This window comes from Kitasatospora sp. NPDC127067 (assembly GCF_042724755.1).
Classification (GTDB): domain Bacteria; phylum Actinomycetota; class Actinomycetes; order Streptomycetales; family Streptomycetaceae; genus Kitasatospora; species Kitasatospora lactacystinica.
Genome location: NZ_JBHXEM010000159.1, coordinates 1 through 17498 on the forward strand (window position 1 = coordinate 1; position 17498 = coordinate 17498).

General features: G+C 74.0%; 12 protein-coding genes. 10 read left to right on the forward strand and 2 right to left on the reverse strand.

Translation table 11 applies throughout. From position 1 onward, the window contains the following. Positions 1 to 56: 56 nt before the first annotated feature. Entirely contained in the window at positions 57 to 785 is a 729-nt protein-coding gene (locus ACFWJ4_RS36770; RefSeq protein WP_380552448.1) for a maleylpyruvate isomerase family mycothiol-dependent enzyme, read from the reverse strand. 252 nt (positions 786 to 1037) lie between these two features. Between ACFWJ4_RS36770 and ACFWJ4_RS36775 the strand changes: the two genes are divergently transcribed. From ACFWJ4_RS36775 to ACFWJ4_RS36785, 3 genes are all read left to right on the forward strand, one after another. After that, a complete protein-coding gene (locus ACFWJ4_RS36775; protein ID WP_380552451.1) occupies positions 1038 to 2054 on the forward strand; it encodes a DUF1702 family protein in 1017 nt (338 codons plus the stop codon). A gap of 91 nt (positions 2055 to 2145) precedes the next feature. Continuing rightward, positions 2146 to 3120, forward strand: a complete 975-nt coding sequence (locus ACFWJ4_RS36780) for a DUF1702 family protein (protein ID WP_380552454.1) — start codon at positions 2146 to 2148, stop codon at positions 3118 to 3120. 2 nt (positions 3121 to 3122) lie between these two features. After that, on the forward strand, positions 3123 to 4481 hold the full coding sequence (locus tag ACFWJ4_RS36785) for a cytochrome P450 (protein WP_359912771.1): 1359 nt from the start codon (positions 3123 to 3125) through the stop codon (positions 4479 to 4481). A 98-nt stretch (positions 4482 to 4579) separates the two neighbouring features. On the opposite strand, the gene ACFWJ4_RS36790 is transcribed toward ACFWJ4_RS36785, so the two are convergent. Further along, the gene (locus tag ACFWJ4_RS36790) at positions 4580 to 5356 is read right to left on the reverse strand and encodes a helix-turn-helix transcriptional regulator (RefSeq protein WP_380552458.1); all 777 of its coding nucleotides are present in this window, start codon (positions 5354 to 5356) and stop codon (positions 4580 to 4582) included. 450 nt (positions 5357 to 5806) lie between these two features. On the opposite strand from ACFWJ4_RS36790, the gene ACFWJ4_RS36795 reads away from it, so the two are divergent. From ACFWJ4_RS36795 to ACFWJ4_RS36825, 7 genes are all read left to right on the forward strand, one after another. Next, complete coding sequence (locus ACFWJ4_RS36795; RefSeq protein ID WP_359912765.1) at positions 5807 to 6337, forward strand: DUF5987 family protein; 531 nt, start codon at positions 5807 to 5809, stop codon at positions 6335 to 6337. Continuing rightward, a complete protein-coding gene (locus tag ACFWJ4_RS36800; protein WP_380552461.1) occupies positions 6334 to 7989 on the forward strand; it encodes a GMC family oxidoreductase N-terminal domain-containing protein in 1656 nt (551 codons plus the stop codon). The genes ACFWJ4_RS36795 and ACFWJ4_RS36800 overlap by 4 nt, the downstream gene beginning before the upstream one ends. 40 nt (positions 7990 to 8029) lie before the next feature. Beyond that, positions 8030 to 9091: a carboxymuconolactone decarboxylase family protein gene (locus ACFWJ4_RS36805; protein WP_380552464.1), complete on the forward strand. Its 1062-nt coding sequence runs from the start codon at positions 8030 to 8032 to the stop codon at positions 9089 to 9091. 364 nt (positions 9092 to 9455) lie between these two features. Then, positions 9456 to 15335: an SDR family NAD(P)-dependent oxidoreductase gene (locus ACFWJ4_RS36810; protein WP_380552467.1), complete on the forward strand. Its 5880-nt coding sequence runs from the start codon at positions 9456 to 9458 to the stop codon at positions 15333 to 15335. Beyond that, complete coding sequence (locus ACFWJ4_RS36815; protein ID WP_380358024.1) at positions 15335 to 15832, forward strand: acyl-CoA thioesterase; 498 nt, start codon at positions 15335 to 15337, stop codon at positions 15830 to 15832. The genes ACFWJ4_RS36810 and ACFWJ4_RS36815 overlap by 1 nt, the downstream gene beginning before the upstream one ends. Beyond that, entirely contained in the window at positions 15829 to 16407 is a 579-nt protein-coding gene (locus tag ACFWJ4_RS36820) for a flavin reductase family protein (RefSeq protein ID WP_380552470.1), read from the forward strand. The genes ACFWJ4_RS36815 and ACFWJ4_RS36820 overlap by 4 nt, the downstream gene beginning before the upstream one ends. A gap of 16 nt (positions 16408 to 16423) precedes the next feature. Then, positions 16424 to 17455, forward strand: a complete 1032-nt coding sequence (locus tag ACFWJ4_RS36825) for an NAD-dependent epimerase/dehydratase family protein (protein ID WP_380552473.1) — start codon at positions 16424 to 16426, stop codon at positions 17453 to 17455. Positions 17456 to 17498: the final 43 nt, after the last annotated feature.

The following is a 17498-nucleotide window of genomic DNA, read 5'->3' on the forward strand; positions in this document are numbered from 1 at the left end:
AGGGCAGCGCCACAGCGCCGTTTCCCGGCCCGCCGAGGACCGGTCGGGCCCGGGGCCTACCGCCCGGCGGCCGCGTCCTCGACGGGCTGCGCCGGCGGCCGGAACGGGCCCCAGGTGAAGGCGGGCAGCCAGGCCTCGGGTGCGGCGCTCCAGTCCAGTCCGGCGATCTGCCCCGGCGAGCGCCGGCCGGTGAGCGAGCGGAGGAGGTCGTGCCGGTGCCCGCGGACGACGGCGGCCGGCTCGCCGTCACCGGCCCGCCACTCGGCGCCCGGCGTCTCGATGCGCAGCGCCGGGAGCCCCAGCGTGCGCACCGCGTTGGAGAAGCCCCGGACGACCAGGTCCAGCGACGAGGGGTAGGACGGGTGGTCCGGGAGCACCGGTTCCCCCAGCGCGACCCGGAGGTCGATCTCATGCGTGAACGCGTCCATCATCAGCATGGTGTGCCGCAGTTGCGGGGACTCGGTGAGCACCCGTTCCACCCCGCCGTCCAGCCGTGACCACTCGGCGAGCAGACCGGCGAGGCCGTCGCCGGAGTCGGCGTGCGGCACCTCCCACAGGTTGCCCGGCGCGTCGGCGGCCACCGTGCGGCAGACCTCCAGCAGATGGCCGACCAGGTCCAGGACCGTCCACCCCGGACAGGCCGGCACGGGGACGTCGGCCGCCGCGGGCCGGCCGCCCAGCAGCCCGGTGATGTTCTCCCGGGAGCCGCGGTAGGCGAGATGGTCCGGTGAGCGGTCCCAGAGCGACCCGGTCGTGGCCTCGGCGTTCCGCTGATACGTGCTCATACGGGCTCTCCTTCGGTTGGACGACGTTGCGGGGACGGACCGACGGTGCCGGAACCCCGGTCTCGCGCGGGCCGGTTCCATTGTGGCGCCCGGGTTCCGGGCGACGGCCGGCGGGACGGCGGGCGGAGCACGCCCGAAGACGCCCGGCGGCCGGGCGGGTTCAGAAACGCAACCGTGGAGATGCGGGCCGTGACGCCTCCTCAGGACCATGGGGAGGACCGTCAATTGCGGGACGTGAGCCTGGGAGGGATCGTGCCGACGACCTTCGGATCGCTGCGCCGACTGGTACTGACACCGTCACTGGCCTCGGTGACCTTCGCCGGACGCGGCTTCCCGGTGACACCGACGGAGAGCACCGAACGGCTGGAGGCGGTGCCCCAGGCGGTGGTCTGCGGCTTCGAGTGGGGGATCGACGCCCGGAGCCAGTGGGAGGTCGAGCGCCGACTCGGCCTGGTCGAACCCGAACAGCGCGGATTCGCGTACGAGGGCGCCACCATGGCCTTCACCGTCCTGGACGCGATGGGCCGGGGCCACCGCACCCGTGACCTGCTGGCCGGGTCCGGGCAGCCGCACATCTTCCTGGCGTACATCGGCATCGGCTTCGCCATGGCGCGGCTGCCGAGGTCGCTGTGGCCCAAGGTGCTGCCGGACCTCACCGGGACGCCCTACCACCCGACGATGAGCTGGCTGGCCGTCGACGGCTACGGCTTCGACCTCGCCTACTTCCACACCCGGCGCTGGGTGGACGGGCAGCGCAGGCCCAAGCCGTACCCGTGGCAGGGCGCGCCCGAGTACTTCCAGCGGGCCGTCGACCAGGGCGTCGGACGGGCGCTGTGGTTCATCCACGGCGGATCGCCGGCGAACGTGGCGGCCGCGGTGCGCAGGTTCGGCGCGGACCGGCAGGGCGACCTGTGGAGCGGTGTGGGACTGGCCTCGACCTTCGCGGGGGGCGGCACGGCCGAGGGCCTGGCCGGGCTGCGCGACGCCGCGGGCCCGCACCGGGCGGAGCTCGCCCAGGGGTCGGTGTTCGCCTCCAAGGCCCGTGCGTACGCGGGTTTCGTGCCCGCGCACTCCGAGGTCGCCTCGACGGTCCTGACCGGCCTGTCGGTGGAGGCGGCGGCGAAGGTGGCCGACGCCTGCGCGGTGGACGACCGCACCCCGGGCGCCGCCGGCGGGCCGCCCCCGTACGAGCTCTGGCGGGCGAACGTGCGCGAGCACTTCCGCGAGGCCGGGCCCTCGCCCCGGCCCGCGCCGGGGCCGGCGGCCTGAGTGTTTTCCGGACGAGCCCCGGGCCGGACCGGTGCGAAGTCATCCGCGGGGCGGACCGGCCGCCCCGCGGGAAACCCGAGAGGAGTATGGCGTGTCCAGTGCATGGCGGACGCTCCGACGTCGAGTTCTCACTCCGAGCACCTCTGAAACGCTATTGGAAACGCGTGGTTTCCACCGGAAGTCGCCGGCCGCCCAGGACCTCCTGGAGACGGTCGGCGCGCGGTTCCTGGAGGGCTACGCCCACGCCGTGGAGGCCCGGAACCCGGCGGAGGCGGAATACCCGCTGGAGGAAATCCCGGACCGGTTCCGCGGCTTCGCCTACGAGGGCGCCGGAATGGGCTTCGCCATGCTCGACGGGCTGCGGCTGTCCGGCCGCAACTCGGTGGCCCGCTGCCTCGCGGGCCGGGGCGCCGACCACGTCTACATGGTCTACGTCGGCATCGGCTGGGCGATGGCCCGGCTGCCGAGGTTCTGCTGGCCCGACATCGACAAGCTCGACCCGCTGCTGCGCTGGCTGGTGCTCGACGGATACGGCTTCCACCAGGCGTACTTCCGCACCGACCGGTACGTCCACCAGCAGTACCGGGACCCGGCCTTCCCCTGGCCGGCGCACGACTCCCCGTCGTACGCCGGCCGCGCGATCGACCAGGGCATCGGCCGGGCCCTGTGGTTCGTCGGCGGCACCGACGCCGAGCTGGTCGCGACCATGATCGAGAAGTTCCCGGAGTCCCGGCGGTCCGACCTCTACGGCGGCGCCGGACTGGCCGCCACCTACGCCGGCGGCGTGGACGAGGCGGAGCTGTGCGCGTTCCGCGACCGGGCCGGCATCCACGGGCCGATGGTCGCCCAGGGCAGCGCGTTCGCGGCCGAGGCCCGGATCCGGGCCGGACTGCTGGTGCCGCACACGGAGCTGGCCACGCGGGTCTTCTGCGGCATGACGCCCGACGAGGCCGCCGCGGTCAGCCAGGAAGCGCGGCCGAGCGGGCCGGTGCCCGGCGCGCTGCCCGCGTACGAGGTGTGGCGCCAGGCCATCGCCGACCGCTTCGCCAACGTCGGGGGGTGCTGACCGTGGCCGCCACCCGTCGGGTGCCGCCGGGCCCGCCGCGCCGGGCCGCCCCCGTCCTGCTGCGCAGGCTGGTGGGGGACCGGCTCGAGATGATGCGCTCCGCCGCGGCGGAGTACGGCGACGCGGTCCGGATCTCCATGGGCCCCAAGACGCTCTACTTCTTCAACCACCCCGACCACGCCAAGCACGTGCTCGCGGACAACGCGGCCAACTACCACAAGGGGATCGGCCTGGCCCAGGCCCGGCGGGCCCTCGGCAACGGCCTGCTGACCAGCGAGGGGGAGCTCTGGCGCAAGCAGCGCCGGCAGATCCAGCCCGCCTTCCAGCACAAGCGGATCGTCCAACAGGCCGGTGCCGTCGCGGAGGAGGCGGCCAAGCTGGTCGGCCGGCTGCGGGCGCACGAGGGCGGCGCACCGGTCGACGTGACCAAGGAGGTCACGGCCCTCACCCTCGGGGTGCTCGGCCGCACCCTGCTCGACGTCGACCTCAGCGCTTTCGAGGCGGTCGGCCACGACTTCGAGGCCGTGCAGGACCAGGCGATGTTCGACATGGTCACCATGGGCATGGTGCCCGGCTGGGTGCCGCTGTCCAAGCAGCTCCGCTTCCGGCAGGCCCGGCAGGACCTGCAACGGGTGGTCGACCGGCTGGTGGCCGAGCGGGTCTCCCGCGACGCCGGGGAGATCGTGGGGGAGGACGCGCTGTCCCGCCTGATCGTCGCCACCCGGCAGGAGCCCGACCACAAGGTCGCCCGCCAGCGGATGCGCGACGAACTGGTCACCCTGCTGCTGGCCGGCCACGAGACCACGGCGAGCACCCTGGGCTGGACGTTCTACCTGGCCGACCGGCACCCCGAGGTGATGGACCGGCTGCACGCCGAGGCCGTCGAGGTGCTCGGCGACCGCCTGCCCGAGTTCGAGGACCTGCACCGCCTGCGGTACACCTCGATGGTGGTCGAGGAGGTCATGCGGCTCTACCCGCCGGTGTGGATCCTGCCGCGGCAGGCCCAGGCGGACGACGAGGTCGGCGGGTACCACGTCCCGGCCGGCTCCGACGTCCTGATCTGCCCGTACACCCTGCACCGCCACTCCCGGTTCTGGGACGACCCGGAGCAGTTCGACCCGGAGCGCTTCGACCGGGACCGGGCCACGGACCGGCCGCGCTACGCCTACATCCCGTTCGGGGCGGGGCCGCGCTTCTGCATCGGCAACCACCTCGGGCTGCTGGAGGCCACGTTCACGATCGCCATGGTCGCCCGGGACCTGCGGCTGAGGAAGGTGCCCGGGTACCGGGTGGTGGCCGAGCCGATGCTGTCGCTGCGAGTGCGCGGCGGCCTGCCGATGACGGTGCACTCCGCCGGCTGAGCGGCCACGCCCGCGCCGTGCACGGCAGAGCCCCCGCGACGACGTCGCGGGGGCTCTGCCGTGCGGAGGGCCCGTGCCGTCGCGCGGGCCGGGCAGGATCAGGCGGTGTCGGTGATCGGGGTCCGTACGGTCTGCGCGATGGTCCGTGCGTCCAGCAGTGCCAGCAGGACCGGCGGGTCGAGGACGCGGGCCGGGCGCAGGCGCAGTTCGATCGGCAGCAGCGGCACGTCCGGCCGCACCTCGATCGGTCCGACCGATCCCACCGACACGGGGTGGCCACCCGTCAGCACCTCGTCGAAGGCGGCCGGGACGGAGTGTGCCAGCAGGTACCAGGTGCCGGCCGGCACCTGGTCGAATAAGAAGACGCCGGGATGGGGGAGGACGGTACACGCGGCGGGCCGGCCCTCGGGGACCCGGGTCGGGAACAGCCCGAGGTACACGAGGCCGAGGTTCCCCGCGATCGGGGCCCGGATCTCGCCGCGGAAGGTGGAGAGCTCCGTGCTCCGGGCCAGGCCGCGCGCGTCGATCTCGATCCGGGGGGTGAAGCCCCCGAGCTGACGGTAGGTGGTGGGAGGCACGCCGACGCTGCTGGCGAACCGCGAGCTGAAGGTGCCGACGCTGTTGTACCCGACGCGGTGGCTGATCTCGGTCACCGTGAACGAGGTTTCGATGAGGAGGCGCTTGGCCGTTTCGAGCCGGAGGGCGGAGAGGAACCGCCGTGGTGACACCCCGGTCATCCGCTGGAATTCCCGGGAGAAGTGGAACTTGCTGTACATGGCCGCCTGCGCCATATCGTCGATGGTCAGTAACTCGCCGATGTTGTCGTGCATGGTTTCGATGGCCCGGGAAACAGCTTGCTCGATGGCAGATGTCATCTTTGACTCCAGCTTCTCCGCCGCACCTGCGGATGAACAGAATTCCACCCTTGCGATGATCGGGAACGAAAGTCACGGCCGCGGTGACAGGCCGACTGTCGAAGGCGCCAGGGCAAGCGAAGGGAGGACCCCCTTCGGAAGGCGAAGCTGAAAAGTGTCGCCGCCATAGCAAGTGACGACCGTAGCAGCAGGCACATGACAGCCGCAATGGGCCGGGCGGCACTTGCCGTTGGCAAGCCCGAACGGTGAGACGTCCCGGAAGTCGGGTTTGAACGGCGCCGGGAGCCCTCAGCAACGCGAGAGATGCGGGCGGGAGCGCAATGCGCGCACGATGCCACAGTCGCGTATGCGAATCGGGATCGGCCGGTGTGTGCCGTCCCCGCTTTTCGACAAGCAGCTGAGGAGATGCCGGTGGGATCGCCTACCTCAGATCGAAACCATGACCGGACCATGACGCTCGAAGCCTTCGCGGACACGATCGTCCCGGGCGAGAAACGCTCGCCCGACGACCGGGCGGTGGCCGGCGCCTCGACCGGCGGCGGTGCCGTCCAGGCGGGAGCCGTCGAACTGCTCGAAACCCCCGCGACCGGACTGTCGGACGCCCTGGACGACTACGTGCAGGCGCTCAACCGCCACGCGAGCACGTACGCGGACGAGCACGGCCTGCGGCTCGACGACTCGGTGCCGCCGTTCGTCGCCCTGCCGTTCGCGGACCGGACCGGCCTGGTGCAGGAGCTGACCGGAACGGAGCACCAGGAACGGGAACTGTGGGTCCTGCTGGCGCTGTTCGCCAACATGGCCTTCGACACGGCCGCCCACATGCACACCGCGGACGCGCTCGCGGCGGGCCACCCGGGCCTCACGGCGATGGGCTTCATGAAGCCCGACGAGGACGGCCTGTGGCGGTTCCCCGACTTCTCGTACGGCAAGCAGCTGGCAGACCCCCACCCGGACACCACGCCTACAGGGAGTCCCGCATGACGAGTACCGAGAGCACCGACGTCCTGATCGTGGGCAGCGGCTTCGGCGGCGCGATCGCGGCGTACCACCTGGCGGCCGGCGGCGCGAAGGTCACCATCCTGGAGCGCGGCCCGTGGCTGAAGGCCGACGACTTCGACCACGACTTCCTGCTCGGCTCCTCGTACACCCGGATCTTCGACTTCGTGGTGGGCGACGGCATGAGCCTGCTCGGCGGCAACTGCGTCGGCGGCGGCAGCGTGGTGTACTTCGCCGCGATGCCGCGCGCGCCGCGGTTCGTCTTCGAGCGCCGCGGCAGCATCGGCCGCCGGATGTGGCCGGCCGCCATCGACCGGGACGTCCTCGACCCCTGGTACGACCGGGTGGCCGAGGCGCTGCCCATCACCCAGCAGGACTGGAACGACGTCACGTACTCGGGCGGGCTGTTCGCCGCCGCCTGCGAGCACGCGGGACGCACCGCCAACCCCGTCCCGGCCGCCATCGACCGGGCGAAGTGCACCAACTGCAACTGGATGATGTCCGGTTGCCGCTTCGACGCCAAGCGGTCCCTGCTGCTGAACTACCTTCCGGCGGCCCTCGCGCACGGCGCCGAGATCCGGCCGCTGCACGAGGTGCAGCAGCTGTCCCGGACGGACGACGGCGGCTACCGGGTGCACTACGACGTCGTCGACGACGTGGACTACCGGGTGCACGTCGGCAGCGGCACGATCGACGCGAAGATCGTCGTGCTCGCCGCCGGCGCCGGTGCCACCCCGGTCATCCTCCAGCGCTCCGAGGCGACCCTGGGCACCATGCCGCACGCCGTGGGCCGCTACTTCTCCGGCAACGGCGAACGCCTCAACACGGCCATCGTGGACGAGGAGAAGGCCCGCGACCTGCTGGGGCTCAAGCGTTCCGACGGCCGGGCGTTCAAGGCCAACCAGATCGGCAAGGGCCCGGTCGTGGCGAGCTGGGACAACCTCGACGGGTCGCTGCCGGAGCACTCCCGGTTCTCCCTGGAGCAGCTCTACTTCCCGCCGGGCTTCGGCACCATCCTGGCGCAGGTGCCCGACGCGACCGGGCCCAGCTGGTTCGGCGTGGAGAAGAAGGAACTGGTCCGGCAGTGGCAGTCCTGGCTGACCGTCTTCACCATGATCGAGGACGACAACGAGGGCGTCTTCGGGCCGCCGCCGCCCACCGGCAACGCCGTCCGGATCTCCCAGCAGATGCTCGGGCGCGGGTCGATCTCGTACCGGCCGACCGACAACACCCTGCGCGCCTGGGCCGATTCGGACGCCGTCGTGAAGGACATCCTGGAGCGCGACGGACTCGCCCGCGTCATGCCGTGGACCAACGACCTGGTGGGCGCCTACACCGTGCACCCGCTGGCGTCCTGCCGGATCGGCGACGACCCGCAGACCTCGGCGCTCGACGACCGGCAGGAACTCCGCAACCACCCGGGCATCTTCGTCACCGACGGCTCCGCCGTCCCGGGAGCGCTCACGGTCAACCCCGCGCTGACCATCTCCGCGCTCGCCGAACGCGCGATCCCCGGCATCGTGAGGGCCGCGCGGGAGCGCGGCGTGAACGTCGTCTACGGCGCTCCCGCGCCGGACGGTGCGACCAGCGGGCGGCGCGGCGTGCAGGTGCAGCTGCCCGGTCTGATGCGCCGGTAGCCGGCCCCGGCACCGGATCGAGCCGTCGAGGAGGAGGCACATGACGACACCGTTCCTGCGGTCGGCCCTGCGGAGGTCGATGGCGCAGATCCACCGGGTCGCCGCGGTGCGGCCGGCAGCCGCGGGGGAGGAGGTGGCCGGCGTCTTCGCCGAGGTCGAGCGGGAGTTCGGCATGCTGGCACCGCCGATCGGGCTGCACGCCGCCGCGCCGGAGGTGCTCGCCGCCTCCTGGGTGATGCTGCGGGAGACCCTGGTGGCCGGCGGGCGGGTCGACCGCGCGACCAAGGAGGCGGTGGCCGCGGCGGTCTCGGCCGCCAACGCCTGCCCGTACTGCGTGGAGGTGCACGGCACGGCGCTGGCCGCGCTGCTGCCCGGGGCCGCCGCCCCGGGCACGGCCCGCGCGACGGCCGAGGGGTGGGCCGACTGGTTCCGGGCGGACGGCGACCGGGGGCCGGCGCCGGACGACCGGCCGCCGTTCCCCGCGCAGGCGGCGCCCGAGCTGGTCGGGGTGGCCGTCACCTTCCACTACCTGAACCGCATGGTCAACCTGTTCCTCGCGCAGAGCCCGCTGCCGGCCGGTCTCCCACCGGCCGCGCGGTCGGCGGCGAGGGCGGTCCTCGGCCGGCTGATGCGTCGCAGCGCGCGCCTCGCCCCGCCGGCCGGGACCTCCCTCGACCTGCTGCCCTCCGCGCCGCTGCCCGGGGACCTGGGCTGGGCGGCGGGCACCCCCAGCGTCGCCGGCGCGTTCGCCCGGGCGGCCGCCGCGATCGACGCGGCGGGGGCCCCGTCGGTGCCGGACGGCGTCCGCGCCCTGGTGGCGGACCGGCTGGCCGGGTGGGACGGCCGACCGCCGGGGATCAGCCGCGCCTGGGTCGAGGACGCGGTGTCGGCCCTGCCCGGGGACCAGCGTGCGGCGGGCCGGCTGGCCCTGCTGACCGCCCAGGCCTCCTACCAGGTCGACGACGGCCTCGTCGCCGAGTTCCGGAGCGACCGGCCCGGTGACACCGCGCTGATCGAGCTCACCTCCTGGGCCGCCCTGGCGGCGGCCCGGGAGCTGGGCGCCCGGCTCGGTGCCCGCCTGCCCAAGGCCGCCGACGGCTGACCCCGCGTACGGCCCCGCACGACCGAGGCTCCCGCCGACCGGCGGGAGCCTCGGCGCGTTCCCGGCCGCCCGCACGGGCATCGGCACGGGCGTCGGCACGGTTGCCCGCCCAGTCGTCCGCACAGCCGCCCGCACGACCGTCCGCACGGGCATCGGCACGGTCGTCCGGACGGGCGCGGCCCGCCCCGGAAATGACGGCGTTATTGAATAGCGGCGCCGAGAAATCACACCGTTATGGAAAAGCAGTGCCCCCCACCAGGCGGAAAGCAAACTCGGAGAAGACATCGGGGCGGCCGCAGATGCATTCTTGACGACAGTGCAGGCGAGTCGAGTCGGCGAGGAGATTCGCCGTCAATTCATCTCCATGGGTGGTGAATACGTGAGCAGTGAGCGGATCGCTATCGTAGGAATTGGCCTCCGTTATCCGGACGCCAATTCGGCGAGCGAACTGTGGGACAACGTACTGGGCGGCCGGCGAGCCTTCCGGCGGTTGCCGGACGAGCGGATGAACCAGGCGGACTACTGGTCGGAGGACCGGAGTGCGCCGGACCGGCACTACACGAAAAAGGCCGCGGTCCTGCGGGACTACGCGTTCGACCGCATCAAATACAGCGTCGCCGGAAGCACGTACCGGGCGACCGACCTGACGCACTGGCTGGCCCTCGACGTGGCCGCCGAGGCACTTGCCGACGCCGGATTCCCGGACGGCTCGGGACTTCCCCACCAGAGCACCGGCGTGGTGGTCGGAAACAGCCTCACCGGGGAATTCTCGCGGGCCAACATCATGCGGCTGCGGTGGCCCTACGTGCGCCGCACGGTGGCCGCCGCGCTCACCGGCCAGGGCTGGTCCGAGGAGGACGTCGCGAAGCTCCTCCAGGAGCTGGAGCCGCAGTACAAGGCGCCCTTCCCGGCCATCGACGAGGACTCGCTGGCCGGCGGCCTCGCCAACACCATCGCCGGCCGCATCTGCAACCACTTCGACCTGCGCGGCGGCGGCTACACGGTCGACGGGGCCTGCTCCTCCTCCCTGCTGTCCGTCGTCACGGCGGCGAAGGCACTGGCCGACGGCGAGCTGGACGTGGCCGTCGCCGGAGGCGTCGACCTGTCCATCGACCCGTTCGAGGTGATCGGCTTCGCCAAGACGGGCGCACTGGCCACCGGCGAGATGAAGGTCTACGACCGGGACTCCAACGGCTTCTGGCCCGGCGAGGGCTCCGGCATGCTCGTGCTGATGCGCGAGCGGGACGCGCTGGCGCAGGGGCGGCGGATCTACGCGAGCATCAGCGGCTGGGGCGTCTCCTCGGACGGCAAGGGCGGCATCACCCGGCCGGAGGCGAGCGGCCACCGGCTGGCACTGACCCGCGCCTACCGGCGGGCCGGCTACGGCGTCGAGACGGTCTCGTACTTCGAGGGCCACGGCACCGGCACGGCCCTCGGCGACGCGACCGAGATCGAGGCGCTGTCCTCCGCCCGCCGCACCGCGGACCCGACGGCCCGTCCGGCCGCGCTCGGGACGGTCAAGGGGAACTTCGGGCACACCAAGGCCGCCGCGGGTGTGGCCGGCCTGATCAAGGCGACCCTCGCCGTGCACCACCAGGTGATCCCCCCGGCCACCGGCCACGTCGACCCGCACCCCGGCCTGCTCGGTGACGAGGCGGCGATGTACGTCCCGCGCCAGGCCGAACTCTGGCCGGCCGGCCACCCGGTCCGGGCCGGGGTGTCGGCCATGGGCTTCGGCGGGATCAACACCCACGTCACCCTCGCCGAGGCACCCGGCAGCACCCGGCGCGAGGCGCTCGACGCGCGCACCACCCGGCTGGTCGCCGGCCGCCAGGACGCCGAACTCCTGCTGCTGGACGCGGCGGACACGGCCGCGCTGCGCGCGGAGCTGACCCGGCTGCTCGACCTGGTGCCGAAACTCGCCCAGGCCGAACTCGCGGACCTGGCGGGCACCCTGGCCGACCGGCTCACCGGCGGCCCGGTGCGGGCCGCCGTCGTGGCGACCGGCCCGGACGACGCCGTGCGCGGCCTCGAACGGCTGCTCGCCCTGCTCGACTCCGGAGCGCGGGAGGTCTCCTCGGCCGGTGAGGGGATCTTCCTCGGCCACGCCAGGACCGCCCCCCGGATCGCCTACCTCTTCCCGGGCCAGGGCTCCGGCCGCGGCGCCGTCGGCGCGATCCGGCGCCGGTTCGCCGCGGCGGAGGAGGTGTTCCGCGCCGCCGCCCTGCCCACCGGCGACGACCAGGTCGCCACCCAGGTGGCCCAGCCGCGCATCGTCACCGGCTCGCTGGCCGCGCTGCGGGTGCTGGACGCGATCGGCATCCGGGCCGACACCGCCGTCGGCCACAGCCTCGGGGAGCTCACCGCCCTGCACTGGGCGGGCGCGATGAGCGAGGAGCAGGTGGTGCGCCTCGCCACGATCCGCGGCCGGGTGATGGCGCAGGCCAGCCACGGCGGCGGCGCGATGGCCGGCCTGGCGGCGACCCCGGAGCAGGCCACCCGGCTGTCCGCCGGACAGGACGTGGTGATCGCGGGCTACAACGGGCCCCGGCAGACCGTGCTCTCCGGCCCCGCCGAGGCGGTCGACGAGGTCTGCCGCCTGGCCGCGGGCGAGGGCGTCACGGCGACCCGGTTGAACGTGTCGCACGCCTTCCACTCGCCGCTGGTCGAGCCGGCCGCGGTCGCGATGGCCGCCGAGCTCGCGCGGTTCGACTTCGAGGAGCCCGTCCGCCCGATCGCCTCCACGGTCACCGGCCGGATCCTGGACCCGTCCGCCGACCTGCGCGAGGTCCTGCGCGAGCAGGTCCTGCTCCCGGTCCGGTTCCAGGAGGCCGCCGCCGTGGCGGTCGCCGACGCCGACCTGGTCGTGGAGGTCGGCCCCGGCCGGGTGCTCTCCGGCCTGCTGGCGGAGATCGCCCCGAACCTCACCACCCTGGCGGTGGACACCGACAGCGCCTCGCTCGGCCCGCTGCTCAGGGTCGCCGCCGCCGCGTTCGTGCTCGGCGTACCGCTGCGGACCGCGACCCTGTTCGGCGACCGCCTGATCCGGCAGCTGCCGGCGGACGGTGCGATGACCTTCCTGGCCAACCCCTGCGAGGCGGCCCCGGCCATCGACGCGGAGCTCGCGGCGGCGGACGGCGGGCCGGGCCGGGACGAGCGGGCCGGCACGGCGGTGTCCGCGGACACCGGCGAGGGCCCGGACTCCACCCTGGAGCTGCTGCGCAGGCTCGCGGCCGAGCGGGTCGAACTGCCGCTGGACTCCGTCACCGCGCAGACCCACCCGATGGACGACCTGCACCTGAGCTCCATCACCATCGGCCAGATCGTCAACGACGTCACCCGGGCGCTCGGCCGGCCCGTGCTCGCCGCGACGCCCAACTACGCGACCGTCAACCTGGGCGGGATCGCCGAGCTGATCGACCAGCTGGCGGACACCGCGCAGGACGGCGGCCAGTCGGCGGGCGAGGTCGCCGGTGTGGCCCCGTGGGTGCGGCCGTTCGCGGTCGAGCACCGGGAGGCCGGCCTGCCGGCCCGGCCGCAGCCCGCCGAGGAACCCGCCCCCGCCGGGCGGTGGACGGTGCACAGCACCCCCGGCCACCCGCTCGCCGAACCGCTGGGCACCGCGCTCGCCGCGGCGGGCGTCGGGGACGGCGTGCTGCTCTGCCTCCCCGACGCGTGCGGACCGCAGGAGGCGGAGCTCTTCCTGACCGCCGGGCGGGCCGTCCTGGCCGCCCCCGAGGGCACCCGGCTGGTCGTGGTCCAGCACCGGCTGGGGGCCTCCGGCCTGGCGAAGACCCTGCACCTGGAGCACCCGTCGGTCCCGGTCACGGTGGTCGAGCTGGCCGACACCGCCCCCGAGGGCGCGGCCCGTGACGAGGCGGTGGCCCGCGTGGTCGCCGAGACCGCCGCCACGGCCGGCTTCGCGGAGGTCCGCTACCAGCCGGACGGGCGCCGGACCGTCCCGGTGCTCCGACCGCTGCAGCTGCGCCCCGCGACCGAGGGCGGGTCCCCGCTCGACGCCGGGGACGTCCTCCTGGTCACCGGCGGCGGCAAGGGCATCACCGCCGAGTGCGCCATCGCGATGGCGCAGGACTCCGGGGCGGCCCTGGCCCTGATCGGCCGCGCCGATCCGGCCACCGACCCCGAACTCGCCGGGAACCTCGCCCGGATGGAGGCCGCGGGCCTGCGCCACCGGTACGCCCGCGCCGACGTGACCTCGGCCGAGGAGATCGCCGCCGCGGTGGCCCTGCTGGAGAACGGGCTCGGCCCGGTCACCGCCGTGCTGCACGGCGCCGGCCGCAACCAGCCGGCCGCCCTGGAGGCGCTGAGCGCCGAGGACTTCCGCCGGACCCTGGCGCCCAAGACCGACGGGCTGGAGGCGGTCCTGGCGGCCGTCGAACCGGAACGCCTGAAGCTGCTGATCACCTTCGGCTCGATCATCGGCCGGGCCGGACTGCGCGGCGAGGCGCACTACGCCACCGCCAACGACTGGATGACCGAGCTGACCCTCCGCTTCCAGGACCGGTACCCGCGGGCCCGGGCCGTCGCGCTGGAGTGGTCGGTCTGGTCGGGCGCGGGCATGGGCGAACGACTCGGCGTCGTCGAGGCGCTGATCCGGGAGGGCATCACGCCGATCTCCACCGAGAACGGCATCCAGGTGCTCCGCGAGGTGCTCGCGGACCCCTCGGCCGGCCCCGTCCTGGTGGTCAGCGGGCGGGCCGGCGGCCTGCCCACCCTCACCACCGAGCGGCGCGAGCTGCCGCTGACCAGGTTCGTCGAGCGGGTGGTCGTGCACCACCCGGACATCGAGCTGATCACCGAGACCGAGCTGACCGAGGGCGGCGACCCCTATCTGACCGACCACCGGCTCCAGGACGACCTGCTCTTCCCGGCCGTGCTCGGCATGGAGGCGATGGCCCAGGTCGCCGCCGCGGTGAGCGGGCACCAGGGGCCGCCGCTGCTGGAGGACGTCGAGTTCCGCCGGCCCGTGGTGGTCCGGCCGGGCGGCTCGACCACCATCCGGATCGCGGCGCTGGTCCGGGAGCCCGGAACGGTGGACGTGGTGCTGCGCAGCGAGGGCACCGAGTTCGCGGCCGACCACTTCCGGGCCCGGCTGCGCTACCCGCGGCCCGAGGTGCCCGGGACGCCGGTGCCGGTCGAATTCGGCCTGCCGGCGGTGCCGGTGGACCCGGTGACCGAGCTGTACGGCAGCGTGCTCTTCCAGGGCAAGCGGTTCCAGCGCCTGCTGGAGTACCGGCGGGCGAGCGCCCGGCACGCGCTGGCGGAGATCTCCACCACCGCCCCGGCACCCTGGTTCGCGGCCTTCCTGCCGCAGGACCAGCAACTGGCCGACCCCGGGACCCGGGACGCGATGATGCACGCCATCCAGTGCTGCGTGCCGGACGCCACCCTGCTGCCGCAGAGCATCGAGCGGCTCTGGCTGGCCGACCCGGCGGACCAGGACGCCGAGTACGTGGTGCTCGACGCCAGGGAGCGCTCCCAGGACGGGGACAGCTACGTCTACGACCTCGACGTGCGCACCCCGGCCGGAAAGGTCGTCGAGCGCTGGGAGGGGCTGACCCTGGTCGCCGTCCGCAAGCGCGACGGAGCCGGACCGTGGGTGCCCGCGATGCTCGGTTCGTACCTGGAACGCGGCCTGGAACGGGTGCTGGGCGGCAGCCGCGCGGTGGTCGTCGAGCCCGCGGCGAAGCCCGCCGCGGAATCCACCGCGGAGTCCGCCGACGGCGACCGCCGGGCCCGCACCGCGACCGCTCTCGGCCGGGCGCTGGGACGGCCGGTGGACCTGCGCCACCGGCCGGACGGCAAGCCCGAACTCGCCGGTGGGCCCGGACTCGACGGGATCACGGTCTCGGCCTCGCACGGCCCCGGCCTGACCCTGGCGGTGGCCGGACCCGGGCGGCTCGCCTGCGACGTCGAGACCGTCCTGGAGCGGAGCGCCGAGGACTGGGACGCCCTGCTGGGCACCGGTCAACTCGCCCTGCGGGACCTGCTGGTGGCCGAGGCGGGCTGCAGCCCGGCGGTGGCCGGCACCAGGGTCTGGAGCGCGCTGGAGTGCCTGCGCAAGTCCGGCGCGACCACCCAGGCGCTGACGCTCGACCGCGTCCACCCGGGCGGTTGGGTCGTCCTGTCCGCCGGCGACGCGGCCGTCGCCACCTGGGTCACCACCGTCAACGACCGGACGGAGCCGGTGCTCTTCGCGGTGCTCGTCGGGAAGGAGAACTGATGTCGGCCTACTACGAGATCCGCCACACCGTGGGCTTCGAGGAGACCAACCTCGTCGGCAACGTCTACTACGTGAACTACCTGCGCTGGCAGGGGCGCTGCCGGGAGATGTTCCTCAAGGACAAGGCGCCGGGGGTGCTCGCCGAGCTGCGGGACGACCTGAAGCTGTTCACCCTCAAGGTGGAGTGCGACTTCTTCGCCGAGATCACCTCGTTCGACGAGCTGTCGGTCCGGATGCGGCTGGAGGAGCTGACCCAGACCCAGATCCAGTTCAGCTTCGACTACATGCGGATCGACGGCGAGCAGGAGAACCTGGTCGCCCGCGGCCGGCAGCGGATCGCGTGCATGCGCGGGCCGAACACGGCCACCGTCCCCGCCCGGGTGCCCGAGGAACTGCGCCTGGCGCTGGTGCCGTACGCCGAGGGGCCGGCCGTCGCGCGGGCCCTCGCGGCGCAGGTCCCGCCCGGCGGGCCGGTCGGGACGGGGCGGGCGCTGTGATCGGCAACGGCCGGTCCCCGGCCCCCGCCCAGGCACCGGGCGCGACGTCGGCGGCCGCGGCGAACCGCGCGGTCCTGCCGGGCGCCCTGCGCGAGACGATGGCTCGTTTCGCCACCGGGATCACGGTCCTGACCACCGGCGGCGAGCACGTCCACGGGATGACCGCCAACGCGTTCAGCTCGGTCTCCCTGGAACCGCCGATGGTGCTGTGCTGCGTGGCCCGCTCCGCGACGATGCACGAGGCGATCATGGCGTCCAGGTCCTTCGCGGTCTCCGTGCTCGGCGCCGAACAGGAGCACCTGGCGCGGTACTTCGCGAACAAGAGCAGGCCGCTCGGGGCCGCCCAGTTCGACGGCCTCGACTGGCAGCCCGGCCCGTTCACCGGGGCCCCGCTGCTGTCGGACTCGCTGGCCTGGCTGGAGTGCAAGCTCGCCGAGCAGTACGACGGCGGCGACCACTCCATCTTCCTCGGCGAGGTGCTCGCCTCGGACTGGGCGGACCACCGGGAGGCGCTGCTGTTCTACGGCGGCGCCTTCCACCGGGGCATCGGCGGGAAACCGGAAGAGATCGGCTGAGCGGGGGGATGGTCCGATGTTGGTGAGCGTGACCGGCGGCACCGGATTCGTCGGCATCCACTCGGTCGCGGCGCTGGTCTGCGGCGGCCACCGGGTGCGGATGCTGGTCCGCGACCCGGCCGCCGCGGAGCGGGTCCTGGGCCTGCTGGAGGTGGACCCGGGCGCCGTCGACCTGGTCGTCGGGGACGTGACCGACGAGGGCGACGCGGCCCGCACGGTGCGCGGCGCCGACGCCGTGCTGCACGCGGCCGCGGTGTACTCCTTCGACAGCCGGCGCAACGCGCAGATGCGCCGGACCAACGAGCGGGGAACCGAACTGGTGCTGGCCGCCGCCCGTCGCGCGGGCGCCGACCCGGTCGTCCACGTCTCCAGCATCGTCGCGCTGCTGCCGTCCCCCGGACGGCCGCTCGGGGAGCACTCCCCGGTCGGCCGTCCCCGGGACACGTACATGGCGACCAAGGCGGCGGCCGAGCGGATCGCGCGGGGCCACCAGCGGGACGGCGCGCCGGTGGTCATCAGCTACCCGCCCGCGCTGCTCGGCCCGCAGGACCCGGGGCTGGGCGACCAGAACGCCCGGCTGCGCAACACCCTGCGCGGACTGATGCCGATCTGGCCGCTGGGCGGCTTCCCGGTCGGCGACGTCCGGGACACCGCGCAGCTGCACGCCCGGCTGCTGACCACACCGAGGGCGGGCTCCGACCGGCACTTCGGACCCGGCCACCACCTGCCCACCCGGCAGTACGTGCGGACCCTGCGGGAGGTCACCGGGCGGCGGCTGCCCGCGGCCTTCCTCCCCGCCCGGGCCATGCTGCCGATCGGCGCCCTGGCCAGTCTGCTCCAGCGCGGATGGCCCTGGCACATCCCCGCCGAGTACGGGGCCGTCTACACCTGCGCCTGTGCGACCCCGGTCGACCCCGCGGCGAGCACCGGGGGGCTGACGCCGAGGCCGACCGCCGAGACCATGGCGGACACGGTGCGCTGGCTGTACGCCGAGGGCCGGCTGACCGCCGGTCAGGCCGGGCTGCCGGCCGTGGACAAGGAGCACTGAGCCGTACCCGACGGCCGGCCCCGGGTGGACCTGAGTCCGCCCG